This window comes from Pantoea sp. (assembly GCF_032114055.1).
Taxonomy (GTDB): domain Bacteria; phylum Pseudomonadota; class Gammaproteobacteria; order Enterobacterales; family Enterobacteriaceae; genus Pantoea.
In genome coordinates, this window is sequence record NZ_DAMCTB010000004.1 from 196,017 (window position 1) to 211,873 (window position 15,857).

General features: G+C 56.9%; 17 protein-coding genes and 1 tRNA gene. 8 read left to right on the plus strand and 10 right to left on the minus strand.

What is annotated here, in order from left to right; translation table 11 throughout:
• The first annotated feature begins 225 nt into the window (after positions 1–225).
• Positions 226–1,344, plus strand: a complete 1,119-nt coding sequence (gene ompC / locus RT657_RS09110) for a porin OmpC (protein ID WP_313653938.1) — start codon at positions 226–228, stop codon at positions 1,342–1,344.
• Between the two features lie 17 nt (positions 1,345–1,361).
• Here the strand turns inward: ompC and RT657_RS09115 are convergent, their stop codons facing one another.
• Together RT657_RS09115 and RT657_RS09120 are read right to left on the minus strand one after the other, a co-directional pair.
• Positions 1,362–1,553, minus strand: a complete 192-nt coding sequence (locus RT657_RS09115) for a hypothetical protein (RefSeq protein WP_313653940.1) — start codon at positions 1,551–1,553, stop codon at positions 1,362–1,364.
• A gap of 149 nt (positions 1,554–1,702) precedes the next feature.
• Positions 1,703–1,813: a response regulator gene (locus RT657_RS09120; RefSeq protein ID WP_199559966.1), complete on the minus strand. Its 111-nt coding sequence runs from the start codon at positions 1,811–1,813 to the stop codon at positions 1,703–1,705.
• Between the two features lie 168 nt (positions 1,814–1,981).
• Between RT657_RS09120 and apbE the strand changes: the two genes are divergently transcribed.
• The 3 genes from apbE (at position 1,982) to RT657_RS09135 (ending at position 5,420) form a co-directional block, all read left to right on the plus strand.
• The gene (apbE, locus tag RT657_RS09125) at positions 1,982–3,031 is read left to right on the plus strand and encodes an FAD:protein FMN transferase ApbE (protein ID WP_313653943.1); all 1,050 of its coding nucleotides are present in this window, start codon (positions 1,982–1,984) and stop codon (positions 3,029–3,031) included.
• Entirely contained in the window at positions 3,031–3,672 is a 642-nt protein-coding gene (gene alkB, locus RT657_RS09130; RefSeq protein WP_313653947.1) for a DNA oxidative demethylase AlkB, read from the plus strand. Before apbE ends, alkB begins: the two co-directional genes overlap by 1 nt.
• Positions 3,673–3,767: 95 nt before the next feature.
• Entirely contained in the window at positions 3,768–5,420 is a 1,653-nt protein-coding gene (locus RT657_RS09135; RefSeq protein WP_313653948.1) for a multidrug ABC transporter permease/ATP-binding protein, read from the plus strand.
• Positions 5,421–5,575: 155 nt separating this feature from the next.
• Here RT657_RS09135 and RT657_RS09140 read toward each other — a convergent pair whose 3' ends face one another.
• The 5 genes from RT657_RS09140 to RT657_RS09160 all read right to left on the minus strand — a co-directional run bounded on the left by RT657_RS09140 (position 5,576) and on the right by RT657_RS09160 (position 9,161).
• Positions 5,576–6,292 carry a 4'-phosphopantetheinyl transferase superfamily protein gene (locus RT657_RS09140; RefSeq protein ID WP_313653949.1) on the minus strand — a complete coding sequence of 239 codons (717 nt, stop codon included), beginning with the start codon at positions 6,290–6,292 and terminating at the stop codon, positions 5,576–5,578.
• 71 nt (positions 6,293–6,363) lie between these two features.
• Entirely contained in the window at positions 6,364–6,567 is a 204-nt protein-coding gene (locus tag RT657_RS09145; protein WP_111138729.1) for a hypothetical protein, read from the minus strand.
• Positions 6,568–7,006: 439 nt separating this feature from the next.
• Positions 7,007–7,083 (minus strand) — tRNA-Pro (locus tag RT657_RS09150).
• 73 nt (positions 7,084–7,156) lie between these two features.
• Positions 7,157–8,911 carry an LPS biosynthesis-modulating metalloenzyme YejM gene (gene yejM / locus RT657_RS09155; RefSeq protein WP_313653950.1) on the minus strand — a complete coding sequence of 585 codons (1,755 nt, stop codon included), beginning with the start codon at positions 8,909–8,911 and terminating at the stop codon, positions 7,157–7,159.
• Positions 8,912–8,933: 22 nt separating this feature from the next.
• The gene (locus tag RT657_RS09160) at positions 8,934–9,161 is read right to left on the minus strand and encodes a YejL family protein (RefSeq protein ID WP_111138780.1); all 228 of its coding nucleotides are present in this window, start codon (positions 9,159–9,161) and stop codon (positions 8,934–8,936) included.
• Positions 9,162–9,319: 158 nt separating this feature from the next.
• On the opposite strand from RT657_RS09160, the gene yejK reads away from it, so the two are divergent.
• Positions 9,320–10,324 (plus strand): nucleoid-associated protein YejK, encoded by a 1,005-nt coding sequence (gene yejK / locus RT657_RS09165; protein WP_313653951.1) that lies wholly within the window; start codon positions 9,320–9,322, stop codon positions 10,322–10,324.
• Positions 10,325–10,443: 119 nt separating this feature from the next.
• Here the strand turns inward: yejK and rplY are convergent, their stop codons facing one another.
• Both rplY and RT657_RS09175 read right to left on the minus strand, forming a co-directional pair.
• Positions 10,444–10,728, minus strand: a complete 285-nt coding sequence (gene rplY / locus RT657_RS09170) for a 50S ribosomal protein L25 (RefSeq protein ID WP_111138735.1) — start codon at positions 10,726–10,728, stop codon at positions 10,444–10,446.
• Positions 10,729–10,882: 154 nt separating this feature from the next.
• Positions 10,883–12,637: a DEAD/DEAH box helicase family protein gene (locus RT657_RS09175; RefSeq protein ID WP_313653954.1), complete on the minus strand. Its 1,755-nt coding sequence runs from the start codon at positions 12,635–12,637 to the stop codon at positions 10,883–10,885.
• 155 nt (positions 12,638–12,792) lie between these two features.
• Here RT657_RS09175 and rsuA point away from each other — a divergent pair, with 155 nt between their 5' ends.
• The 3 genes from rsuA (at position 12,793) to RT657_RS09190 (ending at position 15,347) form a co-directional block, all read left to right on the plus strand.
• Entirely contained in the window at positions 12,793–13,512 is a 720-nt protein-coding gene (gene rsuA / locus RT657_RS09180) for a 16S rRNA pseudouridine(516) synthase RsuA (RefSeq protein WP_313653956.1), read from the plus strand.
• A 30-nt stretch (positions 13,513–13,542) separates the two neighbouring features.
• Positions 13,543–14,739: a Bcr/CflA family multidrug efflux MFS transporter gene (locus tag RT657_RS09185; RefSeq protein ID WP_313653958.1), complete on the plus strand. Its 1,197-nt coding sequence runs from the start codon at positions 13,543–13,545 to the stop codon at positions 14,737–14,739.
• Between the two features lie 287 nt (positions 14,740–15,026).
• A complete protein-coding gene (locus RT657_RS09190; RefSeq protein ID WP_313653960.1) occupies positions 15,027–15,347 on the plus strand; it encodes a hypothetical protein in 321 nt (106 codons plus the stop codon).
• Here the strand turns inward: RT657_RS09190 and RT657_RS09195 are convergent.
• Complete coding sequence (locus RT657_RS09195) at positions 15,334–15,693, minus strand: hypothetical protein (protein ID WP_313653962.1); 360 nt, start codon at positions 15,691–15,693, stop codon at positions 15,334–15,336. The two genes, RT657_RS09190 and RT657_RS09195, sit on opposite strands and share 14 nt — an antisense overlap.
• Positions 15,694–15,857 lie beyond the last annotated feature (164 nt).

A 15,857-nucleotide genomic window follows, 5' to 3' on the forward strand; every position in this document is an offset into this window, starting at 1 on the left:
TTAGCCATTCGTGCGGCGTTTTTTATCGTTACGTGCTGCTGATAAGTTCCCCAAACAACACATCCGGAAATAACTGTTTTGCATTGTGAAACAGTTTCGGAAATTTCGTAGCATTTTCCTGATGGATTATTACCCGGCATATAACAACAATGGCCTGCCGGTTGAATTTTTAAGCGTTCAGCTCGCAGTGGCAAATAATAAAGGCACATAACAGAGGGTAATAAAATGAAACGTCGCGTTCTCTCCCTGATGATCCCTGCATTGCTGGTTGCAGCGGGATCAGCAAACGCAGCTGAAATCTATAATAAAGATGGCAACAAACTGGACCTGTTCGGAAAAGTGGATGGCCTGCACTACTTCTCTGACGACAGCAGTGCGGATGGCGACCAGTCCTATGTTCGCTTTGGTTTTAAAGGGGAAACCGAAGTCAGCGATCAGCTGACCGGCTACGGTCAATGGGAATACCAGGCGGCGCTGAACAACTCTGAAGATGAAGGCACTGCGAACAGCTTCACCCGTGTGGGGTTCGCCGGGGTGAAATTTGGTAATGCAGGCTCGTTCGACTATGGCCGCAACTACGGCGTGGCCTATGACATTGGCGCATGGACCGACGTGTTACCAGAGTTTGGCGGCGACACCTATGGCGCGGATAACTTCATGTATCAGCGCGGTAACGGCATGGCGACCTACCGCAACAACAACTTCTTCGGCCTGGTGGATGGCTGGAACTTTGCCGTGCAGTATCAGGGCAAGAATGGCAACAGCAGCGAATCGCCAAATGGCCGTGACGTGCTGGGTCAGAACGGCGACGGCTGGGGGCTGAGCACCACTTATGATCTGGGTTCAGGCTTTGGCATTGGTGCCGCGACCTTCCAGTCCGATCGCACCAACGACCAGAACAGCGCCACCTCTGGTATCCTGGGCCGCGGCGACAAAGCCCAGGTGTACACCGGCGGTCTGAAATATGATGCCAATAACGTCTATCTGGCGGCGATGTACTCGCGTTCCCTTAACGCAACCCGCTTCGGCGACAGCAGCAACGACGCTTCAGCCTACGGTTACGCAGATAAAGCGGATAACTGGGAAGTCGTTGCACAGTATCAGTTTGACTTCGGCCTGCGTCCTTCACTGGCCTATGTCACCCAACGCGGCACCGACATTCAGAACTGGGGCAAACAGAATCTGAAAAAATATATCGACGTTGGCGCGACGTACTATTTCAATAAAAACATGTCTACCTACGTGGATTACCAGATCAACCTGCTGGACGACAACGCGTTCACCGACGCAGCCGGTATCAATACCGACGATGTCGTGGCATTGGGCCTGGTTTACCAGTTCTGAGTTGTCAGGGCGCGCGATTACGCCTGCGCGCCCGCCTGATTCTGCTGGCGAGAGGCATCTGCCTTTCGCCATTTTGTGGCTTCCTCAGCCACGGTCGCCGGCGGCACGCAGCCGAAACGCGCGCCTTCAAACGCCACGCCTGCCAGGGTGAAGGCTGAAAAGTTCAGCCAGTGCTGCCAGACCAACTGCCACGTCTGTGACTTTTTCATTCTGCACCTCTCAGAGATAAACACTGTTTCAACAGTGCAGAATCCATGCCAGCTCTACCGCTCTCACAGCCACAGACATTTCGCCCGTTTTGGTACACTTGCCGCGCCTGTCACGGCTACGTTGCCCCAGACAGGTGCAGTGAAGCCTGTTAATGGCGCGGACGTGACGGGGCCATGTGGCGATGACGGCGCTGTTCAATGGCTTTATAACTGCCAAAAACAAACAGGCCGAGGGCGATGGCGAGAATCATATAGATCATCTGCTGCTCCTTTATGTGATTCAGAGAGACCGTCTGTCGACAGGCGGGCTCAGGATAGATGACGGGTGAATGTTCTCGTGGTTCGGGGGAAGATTCAACGCTCTTTAAGCTAATTTACCCGAAGTTTATGCTTTGTAGTAGCTATTGATAAAGTGTTACATGCGAGGAATGATGCGTTATAAGATTAATCTGCTGTTTGGGCCGCTGCTGGCGCTGATGCTGACCGGCTGCGATAAACCTGCGGCGACCTCCGCGCTGGTGCTGGAAGGCAAAACCATGGGCACCCTCTGGCGGGTAAGCCTGGCTGGCGTGGACAGCGAACGTAAAACAGAGCTGCAGCAGCGCATCCAGCAGTTACTGGATGCTGACGATGCCGAGCTTTCCACCTGGAAGCCGGACTCCGTGCTGTCGCGCTTTAACCAGAGCCGCGATCTATCTCCCCAGCCAGTCAGTGAAAACATGGCGGATATCGTCACCACTTCCCTGCGGATTGGCCGTAAAACCGGTGGCGCGATGGATATCACGGTTGGCCCGCTGGTCAATTTATGGGGCTTTGGCCCGACGAAACAGCCTCTGCATACGCCGGACGCGGCAGAGATCGCGGCCGCCCGGGCAGAGACCGGATTACAGCATCTGCGGGTGCTGCAGGGCGCGGACGGACAGTGGCTGCAAAAAGATCTGCCGGGCCTCTATGTCGATCTCTCCACGATGGGGGAGGGGTTTGCCACCGATCACCTGGCGCGACTGATGGAGCAGCTCGGGATAAATAACTATCTGGTGTCGGTGGGGGGCGCCGTGCTGAGCCGCGGCCTCAATGCGCAGCAGCAGCCGTGGCGGGTGGCGATTCAGAAACCCACCGACCGGGAGAACGCGGTTCAGGCGCGTGTGGATCTGCAGGGTCATGGGATCAGCACCTCCGGCAGCTATCGCAACTATTATGAACTGGACGGCCGCCGCATTTCTCATGTCATCGATCCCGTTACCGGACGACCGATTGAGCATAAACTGGTATCGGCCACGGTCATTGCCACGACGGCGCTGGAAGCCGACGGCTGGGACACCGGGCTGATGGTGCTTGGCACCGAGAAAGCTAAAGCACTGGCGACACAACAGCATCTGGCGGTCTATCTGATCAGCAAGCAGGGCGATAAGTTTGTCAGCTGGATGTCGCCACAGTTTGCTGCTTTCCTGATCCCCGCCGAATCCGGAGAAAACTGATGTTAGATCTTTTCAGTGAAGAGCAACCCTGGCAGGAGACGCTGGCTGACGGTGCAGTCATCCTGCGACGCCGGGCGCATGCCGACGCAGAGGCGCTTTATCAGCAGCTGCTGGCGATTGCCGAACAGAATCCCTTTGCCCATCGCATCACGCCTGGCGGGCATCGCATGTCGGTCGCCATGACCAACTGCGGCGATTTTGGCTGGTCGGTGGATTCGCGCGGCTACCGCTATCAGCAGGAGGACAACCTGAACGGACGCCGCTGGCCGGCCATGCCGCCGCTTTTCCGGACGCTGGCGCAGCAGGCCGCTTCGGAGGCGGGCTTCGCCGGATTTAATCCGGATGCCTGCCTGCTTAACCGTTATGAGCCGGGGGCGAAGCTGACGCTGCATCAGGATAAAGATGAGAAAGATATGCGCCAGCCTATCGTGTCGGTGTCGCTGGGCTTACCGGCCGTCTTTCAGTTTGGTGGCTTTGAACGTGGCGATGCGACTCAGCGTGTGTTACTGGAACATGGCGATATTGTGGTGTGGGGCGGGCCGTCACGCCTGCGCTATCACGGTATCCTGCCGCTGAAACCGGGCGTTCATCCGCTGGTCGGGCCCTGGCGCTATAATCTGACGTTCCGCCGCGCCTTTTAATCCGTCGTGACGACAGCGGCATGATGCGAATAACTATTGCTATCATTTAGCATCCTATTACACTGCAGGCAGTTTTAAGCTGATGGATTGTCTGCATGACGTTGCTAAGCGTTGTTTTTCGCCAGTTCCGCTGGCCTTTTATCGGGGTGATTGCGCTGACGCTGTTCAGTGCCGTGCTGGGAATCGGCATGATCGCCTTTATCAACCGCGAAATGATTGTCGCCATAAACACCTCGTTTGCTGTCCTGCCGCAGTTCTTGCTGCAGCTGGTGGTATTGATGGCGGTGACGCTGGCGTCACAGCTGGCGCTGACGATGCTCGGCCATCAGTTTGTCTGGCGGCTGCGCGGCGAGTTTATTAAGCGAATTCTCGATACCCGGATTGAGCGTATTGAGCAGCTCGGCAGCGCCCAGCTGCTGGCAGGGCTGACCAGTGACGTACGGGCCATTACGCTGGCCTTTGTACGCCTGCCAGAGCTGTTTCAGGGCGTCATCATTACGCTTGGTTCGGCGATCTACCTGGCCTGGCTCTCACCTGCAATGTTACTGGTCACCAGCCTCTGGCTGGGCGTGATGCTGGTGGGCGGCTGGATGCTGGTGTCGCGGGTCTACCGGCACATGGCGAAGCTGCGCGAAATCGAAGATAACCTCTATCGCGATTACCAGACGGTGATCGAAGGGCGCAAAGAGCTGCAGCTCAATCGCTCACGCGCGCAGCAGGTCTATGACACCGTCTATCAGGAGGATGCCCGCGCCTGGCGTCACCATATCGTGCGCGCAGATACCTATCATCTCAGCGCCGTTAACTGGTCAAATATTATGACCCTGGGCGCTATCGGCATGGTCTTCTTTATGGCTAACAGCCTGGGCTGGGCCAACACCGCCGTCGCCGCGACCTTTTCCCTGACGCTGCTCTTTCTGCGCACACCACTGCTTTCGGCGGTCGGTGCACTGCCCACACTGCTCAGCGCCCAGGTTGCTTTCCGTAAGCTCAACGCCTTTGACCTCGCCCCCTGGCAGCCGGGATTCCACACGCCTTCCGCCACCGCCGAGTGGCAGACGCTGGAACTGCGCGATGTTGCTTTTCACTATGGCGACAACGGTTTTCAGGTCGGGCCGGTTAATCTGACGCTGCGCCGGGGAGAGCTGGTGTTCCTGATCGGCGGCAACGGCAGCGGGAAATCGACACTGGCGATGCTGCTGACCGGACTTTACCGGCCTCAGTCCGGTACGCTGCTGCTGGATGGCAAACCGATCACAGCGGACGAACTCGATCGCTGGCGCAGCCACTTCTCGGCGGTCTTTACCGATTTACATCTGTTTGACCGGCTCATCGGACGCGAAGGCGTAGCGGCGAATCCCGCGCTGGTTCAGCAGTGGCTGGAGCGGCTGAAAATGCAGGATAAGCTGAAGATTGAAGGCAACAGAATACTGAATCTGCGGCTCTCCAAAGGGCAGAGCAAACGGCTGGCGCTGCTGCTGGCTGTGGCAGAGGAGCGCGATGTGCTGCTGCTGGATGAGTGGGCAGCCGATCAGGATCCCCATTTCCGCCGTATCTTCTACCGTGAGTTGCTGCCATGGTTACAGCAGGCAGGGAAAACCGTGCTGGCTATCAGCCATGACGACCACTACTTCGTGCATGCCGATCGGCTGCTGGAGATGCGCGAAGGCCAGCTGACGGAGCTGACAGGCGGGGAGCGCGATCTTGCCACGCTCGACGCGGTAAAACGCACCGATACCGGGCTTTGACAGCCGCTGGCAAAACGTAGCGGAAAAGCGTACTGGCGTGCTGCGCGTCAGACAGGCTACTTTAGCAATCATCAGAAACGTCAGTTTCTGCCCTTCTGAAAGCGCTTCTTTCGTCTCGGTTTACCCCGGCTAAATACTCTTGTTTAGCCGGTTTTTTAAAGCCGATGTGAAACCAGGGTGATCACCTGACTCTCCTGCCAGATAAAGTCCGCGTCCAGTAACGTCCCTCTCGCAAAACGCTCGCCGAAGTGCTGAGTCAGTCGCAACGTCGCGCGTTGTTGCGCGACATCTACGGATACCAGTGCCGCATCCAGAAAGTCCATCGGCTGATGCAGTTGTGGCCATAGTGCTTTATATACGCTCTCTTTCAATGAAAAGAGCAGGGTTGCGGCCGCACTGAAGGAGACGGGCAGCGTCCGCAACAGCTGCTGTTCCTGCGTATTCATCAGCAGCGTTGCCGTCTCCTGTGCCGTGGTTTCCGACATCAACTGCTCGACATCGATACCAACTGCGCAGGGCTGACGTGTAGCCGCCACGACAACGACACCGGCGCTGTGGGACAGTGACGCCTGAATGCCAGCAGGCCAGAGGGGAGATCGGTCAGGCGCATTGGTCAGAATGAAATCATCAACGCCCAGTTCTGCCATTACTGACCGGGCAAGTACCCGGCTGGCGAGGTATTCCGCACGTCTTTTATTGACCGCCTGCTGCAGTCGGACGGGCAGCGGAATACCCCATTCAACAGCCAGCGCGTCATGATATTTTTGTGGGGCAAAGTAACTCACCGCCAGCAAAGGATCGCTGTGGTTAAGATGACAGGAAAGAATAAAGCCGCCTGAAACAGGCGGCAGCGGCCGATCGGGAAAGTGCATGCGAAACCGTGACAAGGGCTAAAAAGCCATTAAATCAGGCGCAGCAGAGCAGGGCAAGGTGCCCGCGGCGATCAGTCGTTAGGCGGGATGGCAAAACTCTTTAGGGAAACGACGAAATGGTGATGACCTCTGCTGATGCGCGCGCCCCTGTCGCACCAGTGGCTTGCGAGACGAAAGAAGTCGTCGCTGCCAATGTCATACGCCAGTTCCACTTTGCTGATGCCTGAGTGCAGTAACGCTTCTGCATCTTTCAGGCTTTTCGCTTTGATCGGCATGATAATTATCCATCAATGACTGGGACATCCAGAGTAAGTATTTTCTGTGACATTTTTGTTTCAGTTTGATGAAAATGCGCTGAACGTGGCGAAATTTGTGAGGCGGATCAGGTTGAAACTGACAGGCTAACCTGCTGTTCAGGAAGGAAATATCAGTTAAATGGGAAAGCTCTGAATCTGTCATAAAGCCGGAGAGGAAACAGAAAGGCCGCGTCCGACGCGGCCCTGTGGGTTACTTCTCGTCTGGCGGGGAAGGTTGCTTATCGCCAGATTCCGGTGCTTCAGTTGGATCGTCTTTTTCAATAAAGGTCATAAACTCTCCTCTGGTTACCCACTCACACTTAAGTGTAGAACGGATTGCGCAGGGTGCGAAAAAAATGACCTTCTGATAACAGAAACGAAAAAAGCAGCCGTAAGGGCTGCTTTTTTCGGGATAGATTGGTCGGCACGAGAGGATTTGAACCTCCGACCCCGGACACCCCATGACCGTGCGCTACCAGGCTGCGCTACGTGCCGTACACTGGAGGATTAGTCTACTGGTTATCGTCATGAATGCAAGATACCTGTCGACTATTTGCCTGATAATTAATCAGTTAGCGATAAATCGCTTCTCCTCGGTCAGAACCTGCAACAGCAGCGTCAGTTCTGGCTTGTGATCTTTCAGCGCGTTGCCCTGCGCATCATACGCCCGATAGCTGCCGTTGTTGTTCAACACCAGCGTCACCTGTGGTGTGGTAATCACCAGTTTGTTCTCTTCACTGCTGGCGACCCAGTCATGGCGACGACGTGCTGCAAACAGATCTTCACCCTGCGAGTAGTTCACCGGACTGGTCCGCACATGCAGCAGTCGCTGCATCAGCGTGGTCATGACATCCTGATGATCGGAAAGGCGATCAACGGTTTGCGCAGGCGTGTCGGGCCAGTGAATGACGAGCGGCACCTGCAGTGCCTGCCGGTTACCTGCGCTGTCAGGATTGCCATCCAGCGCCAGACCGCGCTGTGCGGTGATGACCACCACGGTGTTCTTCAGCAAATCACGCGCCTGCAGGTCGTTAAGCACGGCGCGAATCTGATCGTCCACCGCCGGTGCCTGGCGCAGATAGCTACGCTGGCGTGCCTTCGCGCTCTCACCGGTTACGTCAGGGCCGTTCAGGGTAATCCATGAGAACCATGGCGCCTGGGAACCCTTCTGTTTGTCCAGCCAGGTCTGCCATTGCGTCACCGTACTGGCATCAGGCTGACTGGCGGTGGCTGGCAGCGAATAATCGGTCAGCAATGCCTGACGATAAAGCGGCGCGTTAAAGCCTTCCGATGAGAAAAGACCAAACTGATACCCCTGGCTGCTCAGCGCACCGAGCAGGGCGGACGGCGTCCGGGAGGCCAGAATGCCGTTCATGTAGCTGGAAGAGATGCCGTAGAACAGGCCAAACAGCCCTTTCTCCGGCGTATCGCCCGCGCTGTAATGCTGCGTGAAGCGCACGTTCTCGCTGGCAAACTGATTCAGTGCCGGCAGCGCCTTAGGCAGTGTGGCATTGTTCAGACCATCGACCGTCAGCACCAGCAGGTTGTTGCGTGTGCCGCCATCGCGGAACGTAATATCACTAAGCGGATACTCCACCGCCAGCGCCTCCGGATCACCCTGCTGCACCAGCCGGCGCTGATACTCCTGCGCATCCAGCAGGCCATGACGCTCAAGGAAGCGTCGCGCGGTCATCGGGTAGGAGAGCGGCAGGTTGGCGCGCTGCATCGTAATCGGGCGATAGAAGTTGGCATCAGCCCAGATATACATCAGGTGGCTGGCAAAGAAGGCGCTGATGAACAGCGCCGCCAGCGGCTTACCAAACGAACGGCGGTTCAGGCTGCGCAGTTTCTGCCAGCTCCAGGTCGCAAACAATATCTCGACCAGGAAAATCAGCGGCACGCTGATAAACATCAGCTGCCAGTCGCGCGCCATCTCGCTCTGGTCGGGGTTAATGACCAGCTCCCACACCACCGGGTTCAGGTGCAGGTGGAAGCGGCTGAAGACCGCACTGTCGACCATTACCAGCGTCAGCCCGGCGGTAGCGACGACGGCCGATAATACCCGCATCAGTCGTTGCGACATCACCACAAAGGTCAGCGGGAAGATAATCAGCAGGTAAGCAGCAAAAACGATAAAACTGAAGTGGCCTGTCCAACTGGTATAGGCGTAGATACGCCCCGCCAGAGAAGAAGGCCAGTCGGCGACCAACAGGTAGCGACTGCCTAAAATCAGCGCGAATAGGATATTAAACAGAGCAAACCAGTGCCCCCAGCTAATCATCTGGGAGACTTTTTCGCGGTAGCGCTGCCGGTTGGTTACCATATTATGAAATCAAATCAGCTAATTAATGGGCGTTGTCGTCACGCACGGATGCCTGCAGGGCATCGGCGAAAGAGCGGGCCAGTGAACGACGTTGCGCGGGAGCGACGTCGCTGTTGATTAAGTTAGTCACCATATTTCCCAGCACCATCAGGGAGAGGTCGGTGGGGGCTTTGTCCTTGTGCAGGATTTGGGCCAGATCCGCGAGGAGTTGCTCCACGCGTTCGTCACTGTAACGGGATGATTGTGCCATATCGTCGTCTGAGCTCATTTTAAAAGGCGGTATATTACCGGAACAACGCACTTTTTACCGCAATTTTATCGAAAGCAGCGCGTTCACCTTACGCATGGAGTTGAAAGCCGATGCTGGCGGTGTTTGAATACGCGCCTGTGCTAAAAGGAGAGTCTACCATGAGTCTGGATATCGACCAGATTGCCCTGCATCAGTTAATCCGACGCGATGAAAACCAGCTTGACGTGGCGCTGCGCGATTCGCTGCTGCCTGCGACCCAAACCGTCAACGCGATGGTGGAGGAGTTACACCGGGTTTACAGCGCAAAAAGCAAAGCCTATGGCCTGTTTAATGCAGAAAGTGAACTGGCAGAAGCCCTGCGTAATTGCCGTAAGGGCAACGATGATTTTCTTGCTTTTAGCCGTGCCGCGACGGGCCGCCTGCGTGACGAACTGTCAAAATATCCCTTCGCTGAAGGCGGCGTGGTGCTGTTTATCCACTACCGCTATCTGGCCGTGGAGTATCTGCTGATTGCGGTGCTGAACAGCCAGTCCAGTATGCGGGTGAACGAGCAGCTGGATATCAGCAGCACTCACTATCTCGACATCAATCATGCCGATATCGTCGCGCGCATCGATTTAACCGAGTGGGAAACCAATCCGGCGTCGACCCGCTACCTGACCTTCCTGCGCGGCCGCGTCGGCCGGAAAGTGGCGGACTTCTTTATGGACTTCCTCGGCGCCGAAGTCGGGCTGGACACCAAGGCGCAGAACCGTGGGCTGCTGCAGGCGGTGGATGACTACTGCAACGAGTCGGCGCTGGATAAACAGGAGCGGCAGAACTATCGCCAGCAGGTCTATAGCTACTGCAATGAGCAGCTGCAGGCGGGCGAGGAGATTGCGCTGGAGGCGCTGTCGGGCGAGCTGCCTCCGCTGGGCGAAAAAAGCTTTCAGGCGTTTACGCAGGAGCAGGGCTATGAGCTGGAAGAGAGTTTCCCGGCCGACCGCTCGACGCTGCGTCAGCTGACTAAATTTGCCGGCAGCGGCGGGGGACTGACGCTGAACTTTGATGCGATGTTGCTGGGCGAACGTATTTTCTGGGATCCGGCAACGGACACCCTGACGATCAAGGGGACGCCACCGAATCTGCGCGACCAGCTGCAGCGCCGGACCAGCGGCAAATAAAAAAGCCGGGCTGAGCCCGGCTTTTTTTAGCACTCACGGCGATAATTTTCACCGGGAGGCGACCAAACAAAAGGGCCGGTTTCGCAACCGGCCCTTCTGCTTTTCAACTCTGTCAGCGATTAAGCGCGAACGAAGTCGATATGGAACAGTTTTGGCTTGAACGGGTGACGCTGAACAGCCTGAACTTTCACTTTGGTTTCTTTACCGTCAACAACCAGAGTCAGCACTTCTTCGTAGAAACCAGGCTTAGCCTGCATGTTCATTACGGAGTCGTGATCCAGGTCGATGGCAACAGCCGCTTCAGAACCACCGTAAACGATAGCCGGGAAACGGTTAGCTGTACGCAGGCGGCGGCTCGCACCCTTACCCTGCTCTTTACGTTCTACTGCATTGATAGTGAACATTAATACGTCTCTTTATATAATTCCTGCTACAGGCGACCCAGTAACAGGCAGGTTATTCAACACTGCTGATGCACATGCAAAAGCGGGCGGCATTATAGCCGCAATGCCTGGCGGTAGCAAACAATATACCCATCCGCTCGGGGGGGCAGGACGGTCAGCGCAGCTCATTGGCCCGGCGATAGCGCCCCTGATAGTCGAACATTTTCTCGCGGATCTGCCAGTACTGGCCTTTGGCGCGCGCCACCACAAAGTCGGGATGACGTAACAGCGGCTGCAGCGCCACGACATCAGCGGCACTCTGCCAGCCCAGCGGCACGCCGGGTGCGCGCTGGTGCGGACGCATAAACAGCTGCTCAAAGGCTTTGCGCTGGGCTGGCGTCTGCAGGCGAAACCGTTCGCTGACGCTGGTGCCGTCCTCGTCATAGTAGGTCGCCTTCAGCCATTCGCCTTTGGCATCCGCGCCCTGTTCCAGCGTCATGCCGCCACAGCGCAGCACCAGCGCATCTTTGAGTTTCAGCGCCGCTTTAAGCATATCGTCCGGGTCGACCAGAATCTTGTCGCACTGATGGCAGCGCCGGGCGGCGATATCGTTCTCAGCGCCACAGTCCGGGCAGCTCTTAAAGCGGAAACGAAAGTCACACTGCTCGCGTTCGCCCTCGTCATCTTCCAGTATGCCCTGACAGCGCCGGCCAAAATGCTCGATCACCATGCCATCTTCTGTCGCTTTGCCCCAGAAGGTGTTGGCGAAACCACAGGCCGGGCAGAAGACCTGTACCGGCTGGTTGTCGCTGGCCCCTTTAGGCGCGCCGACTTCCGGCGTGAAGAGATCGTGCGGATTACCGGCGTAATCAAGGATCAGGCAACTGGTTTTACCGGGCGAAAGCCGCAGGCCACGTCCGACAATCTGCTGATAGAGACTGACCGACTCGGTGGGCCGCAGGATGGCGATCAGGTCAACGTGCGGCGCATCAAAGCCGGTGGTCAGCACCGCGACGTTCACCAGGAATTTCAGCTGCTGCGCCTTGAATGCCAGAATCAGCGCGTCGCGCTCCCGGGCGGGCGTGTCAGCGGAAACCAGTGCGCTGTTATCGGGCAGCAGCCGCAGGATTTCATGGGCATGGTCCACCGTGGAGGCGAAAATCATCACCCCGAGCCGGTCCTCCGCAAACTCCACAATCTGACGAATGATATGCGGCGTCACGCGCTGCTGCTGTTTCAGCTCACGATTAAGATCGGCTTCGCTGAACAGGCCGCTGGACTGCGCCGTCAGCCGGCTGAAGTCATACTGCACCACCGGCATATCCAGTCGCTCCGGGGGCACCAGAAACTGATGTTTAATCATGTAGCGCAGCGGCAGTTCATAGATACAGTCGCGAAACAGCGACTTTTCGTCGCCGCGCACCATGCCGTGATAGTGGAATTGATAGATCCAGCCTTTGCCCAGCCGGAACGGCGTGGCGGTCAGGCCCAGCAGGCGCAGTTGCGGATTATGCTGCCGCAGATGATTGAAGATCTGCTGATACTGGCTCTCTTTGTCATCGCCAATGCGGTGACACTCATCGACGATGACCAGCGAGAAGGCGCTGTCAAACTTGTCAAGGTTGCGCGCGACCGACTGCACGCTGCCAAAAACCACTTTACGCTGACTCTCTTTACGCTGCAGGCCCGCCGCAAAGATGTCGGCTTCCAGCCCGTAAGCCTGATATTTGCTGTGGTTCTGCGCCACCAGCTCTTTGACGTGCGCGAGCACCAGCACCCGGCCACGTGCCAGCCGGGCCAGCTCAGCAATGACCAGACTCTTTCCGGCACCGGTCGGCAGCACAATCACCGCAGGCTGGTGATGACGACGAAAGTGCGACACGGTGGCATTCACCGCATCCTGTTGATAGGGGCGTAAGGTAAAAGACATGTTGCTCACTTTTGCAAAACTGGTGGCAATTATGCCACGAAAGGGCGGTAAACGCGCTGTCAGGCTGGCGCGGATCACGTTATACTTCCCGTACATTTTCAACGGTTAACCAGACCGTTTCAGATTCCCTCCGCAGTAACAGGCAAAACGAATTCATGCGACTCGACAAATTCATCTCTCAGCAACTGGAAATCAGCCGCGCCATCGCCCATCGCGAGATCCGTGGTCAGCGTGTCACCGTTAACGGTGAAGTAGTGCGCGATACCGCGTTTAAACTGCTGCCCGATCATGAAGTGATGTATGACGGCAACCTCCTGCAGATGCTGACCGGCCCACGCTACTTTATGCTGAACAAGCCTCAGGGCTACGTCTGCTCCACCGACGATCCCGATCATCCCACCATCCTCTATTTCATTGAAGAGCCGATGTCCTTTAAGCTGCACGCGGCAGGGCGGCTTGATATCGATACCACCGGACTGGTACTGCTGACGGATGATGGCCAGTGGTCACACCGCATTACTTCGCCACGTCATCACTGCGAGAAGACCTATCGCGTCACCCTGGAGTCGCCGATTGCGGACGACACCGCGGCACAGTTTATGGCGGGTGTGCAGCTGCACAACGAGAAGAGTCTGACCAAACCGGCTCAGCTGGAGGTGATGACGCCGACAGATGTGCGGCTGACGCTGAGCGAAGGGCGCTACCATCAGGTGAAACGGATGTTTGCCGCCGTAGGCAACCGAGTCGTGGAGCTGCATCGTGAGCGTATCGGCGAGATCGTGCTGGATGAGGATCTGGAACCGGGTGAATACCGGCCGCTGACCGAAGAGGAGATCGCCAGCATCGGTCTGCCAAAAGAGCTGCAGGCAAAATAAGGTCCGCGTCAGGAGAAGAGAGGAGAGGGCGTGCGTAAGGAAAAAAATTCGCCAACGGGATTAATCGTTATCCTGGGGCTGTTAGCGATGCTGATGCCGTTATCGATAGACATGTATCTGCCCGCCATGCCGCAGATTGCCCGTGAGTTTGGCGTCTCTGCCGGCAGCGTCCAGATGTCGCTCAATCTCTACATCCTGGGCTTTGCGTTCGGTCAGCTTATCTACGGTCCGCTGGCCGACAGCTATGGCCGCAAGCCGGTGATCGCGCTCGGCACCCTGATCTTTGCCTGTGCCGCCGCGGCCTGTGCGCTGTCACAATCGATCGACCAGCTCATCCTGATGCGCTTCCTGCATGGTCTGTCGGCTGCCGCCGCCAGTGTAGTGATCAATGCGCTGATGCGGGACAGTTACTCAAAAGAGGACTTCTCGCGCATGATGTCCTTTGTGATGCTGATTACCACCATTGCGCCGCTGCTGGCCCCGATTATCGGCGGCTGGCTGCTGGTGCTCTGGAGCTGGCATGCCATTTTCTGGGCGCTGGCCGGGGCCGCGTTAGTGACGACCGTGCTGGTGACGACCCAGATCCGCGAGACCCTGAAGCCAGAGCAGCGGCAGCGCTTTCATCTGCGCACCACGCTGGGCAATTTTGTCACGCTGTTTCGGCATAAACGCGCTTTCAGTTACATGCTGTCGAGCGGCTTCTCCTTTGCCGGGCTATTTACCTTCCTGAATGCCGGTCCGTTTGTGTACATCGAGCTGAATCACGTCTCGCCACAGAACTTTGGCTACTACTTTGGCCTTAACGTGGTGTTTCTGTTTGTGCTGACGCTGATCAACAGCCGCGCCGTACGCCGTTTCGGGCCGGTGGCGATGTTCCGGCTGGGGCTGCTGATTCAGTTCTGTATGGGAATCTGGCTGCTGCTGGTCAGCGCATTGGATCTGGGCTTTCTGCCGCTAGTGATGGGCATTGCAATGTTTATCGGCTGCGTGTCGATGGTCTCTTCCAACGCGATGGCAGTGATCCTGGATGAGTTTCCGCATATAGCAGGCACGGCATCGTCGCTGGCGGGTACGCTGCGGTTTGGCGTCGGCGCGTTTGTCGGTGCGCTGCTTTCCCTGCTGAGTTTCAACAGTGCCTGGCCGATGGTCGGTACCATCGCGCTCTGCGCCTCCCTCTCTCTGCTGCTCTTCTTTTACGCTTCCCGCACGCGCACGGCGTCCCGTTAATCCGATACAGCATTGCTGCCCGCCCTGCAGGGCGGCGGGAGACGCGCCATCGACTATGTTTATTTAATGTGAAGATTTTTAGTTAAAAAAGTAACCGTATTGCGACTAAAATGATTGTTAACGGCGTGTGAACGCGGTAAATATAGCCTGAAGTGCGACGTAAGTCGCAAAAATGCGCTTCTGCAGTTCGCACAGCAGAGAGATTCTGTCCGGATCCCGCCGTCACCGGCCGTTTTCGCGTCAGTGCCTGTGCGTTGCGACATACACTCATCCGGGGAGAGTAAACTATGCTGCAACTTTCAATCGTGCATCGCCTGCCGCAGCGTTTTCGCTGGGCCAGCGATCACCACAGTGCCATCGAGTCGGATGACGCTGTGCTGGATGATCAGGAATTTGTGGCGCTGCGACTGATCAGCCATGACGGCATGCCAGCATGGGAGATCCTGCAGCAGCTTAAAGAAGTGCTGGCCGGTATCCAGGTCGACTGCAAAGTGGCCGAGTGTGAAGGGCAGCCCTGCCTGTTTATCCAGCGTCGTGACGAAAGCGCGACCAACTGCTGCCTGAAAAATCAGGGTGTGGCGATTGCCGAAACCTTTATTGCTGGCTGACAGGCATGGCCTGCAGCAGCGCCCGGGTATCCGCTGTCGCAGGTGATGTAATTAACTGTTCACATTCCCCCTGTCCCACTATTTTCCCCTGTCGCAGTACAATAAGCGGGTGACACAGGGCCCGTACCACATCATGTTCGTGACTGATAAACAGTGCCGCTGCTGCTGTGACGGCGTAAAGCCTCAGGATCGGTTGCTGTTCCAAACGGTCCAGCGATGAGGCTGGCTCACCGGCAATCCACAGCGGAGGCTCTGTCAGCAGCGCCATCCCGATCGTTGCCCGCTGACGTTTCCCGTCCGACTGCGGGTGGGGTAAATCACTGAGCCAGGCGGCGGGCTGGCGCATACCGACCCGTCCGGGCACGCTCAGAATCTCAGCTCGTGATGCAGCGGCAACACGTCATAACGTTGGTTCTGCACGCTGTACAGCGGATTGAGCGACACCATCGGCTCCTGAAACATCATCGCAATCTGGTTGCCGCCTGTGACGTGCAGTCACTGCCCGGCGCT

Coding starts and splice junctions, on each gene's coding strand:
- RT657_RS09160 (WP_111138780.1), bottom strand. CDS start 9,161: ATGGCACAATCATCCCGTTACAGTGACGAACGCGTGGAGCAACTCCTC.
- RT657_RS09135 (WP_313653948.1), top strand. CDS start 3,768: ATGACGTTGCTAAGCGTTGTTTTTCGCCAGTTCCGCTGGCCTTTTATC.
- yejM (WP_313653950.1), bottom strand. CDS start 8,911: ATGGTAACCAACCGGCAGCGCTACCGCGAAAAAGTCTCCCAGATGATT.
- RT657_RS09140 (WP_313653949.1), bottom strand. CDS start 6,292: ATGCACTTTCCCGATCGGCCGCTGCCGCCTGTTTCAGGCGGCTTTATT.
- RT657_RS09115 (WP_313653940.1), bottom strand. CDS start 1,553: ATGAAAAAGTCACAGACGTGGCAGTTGGTCTGGCAGCACTGGCTGAAC.
- ompC (WP_313653938.1), top strand. CDS start 226: ATGAAACGTCGCGTTCTCTCCCTGATGATCCCTGCATTGCTGGTTGCA.
- RT657_RS09145 (WP_111138729.1), bottom strand. CDS start 6,567: ATGCCGATCAAAGCGAAAAGCCTGAAAGATGCAGAAGCGTTACTGCAC.
- RT657_RS09190 (WP_313653960.1), top strand. CDS start 15,027: ATGCTGCAACTTTCAATCGTGCATCGCCTGCCGCAGCGTTTTCGCTGG.
- rsuA (WP_313653956.1), top strand. CDS start 12,793: ATGCGACTCGACAAATTCATCTCTCAGCAACTGGAAATCAGCCGCGCC.
- apbE (WP_313653943.1), top strand. CDS start 1,982: ATGATGCGTTATAAGATTAATCTGCTGTTTGGGCCGCTGCTGGCGCTG.
- RT657_RS09120 (WP_199559966.1), bottom strand. CDS start 1,813: ATGATCTATATGATTCTCGCCATCGCCCTCGGCCTGTTTGTTTTTGGC.
- RT657_RS09175 (WP_313653954.1), bottom strand. CDS start 12,637: ATGTCTTTTACCTTACGCCCCTATCAACAGGATGCGGTGAATGCCACC.
- yejK (WP_313653951.1), top strand. CDS start 9,320: ATGAGTCTGGATATCGACCAGATTGCCCTGCATCAGTTAATCCGACGC.
- rplY (WP_111138735.1), bottom strand. CDS start 10,728: ATGTTCACTATCAATGCAGTAGAACGTAAAGAGCAGGGTAAGGGTGCG.
- RT657_RS09195 (WP_313653962.1), bottom strand. CDS start 15,693: ATGCGCCAGCCCGCCGCCTGGCTCAGTGATTTACCCCACCCGCAGTCG.
- alkB (WP_313653947.1), top strand. CDS start 3,031: ATGTTAGATCTTTTCAGTGAAGAGCAACCCTGGCAGGAGACGCTGGCT.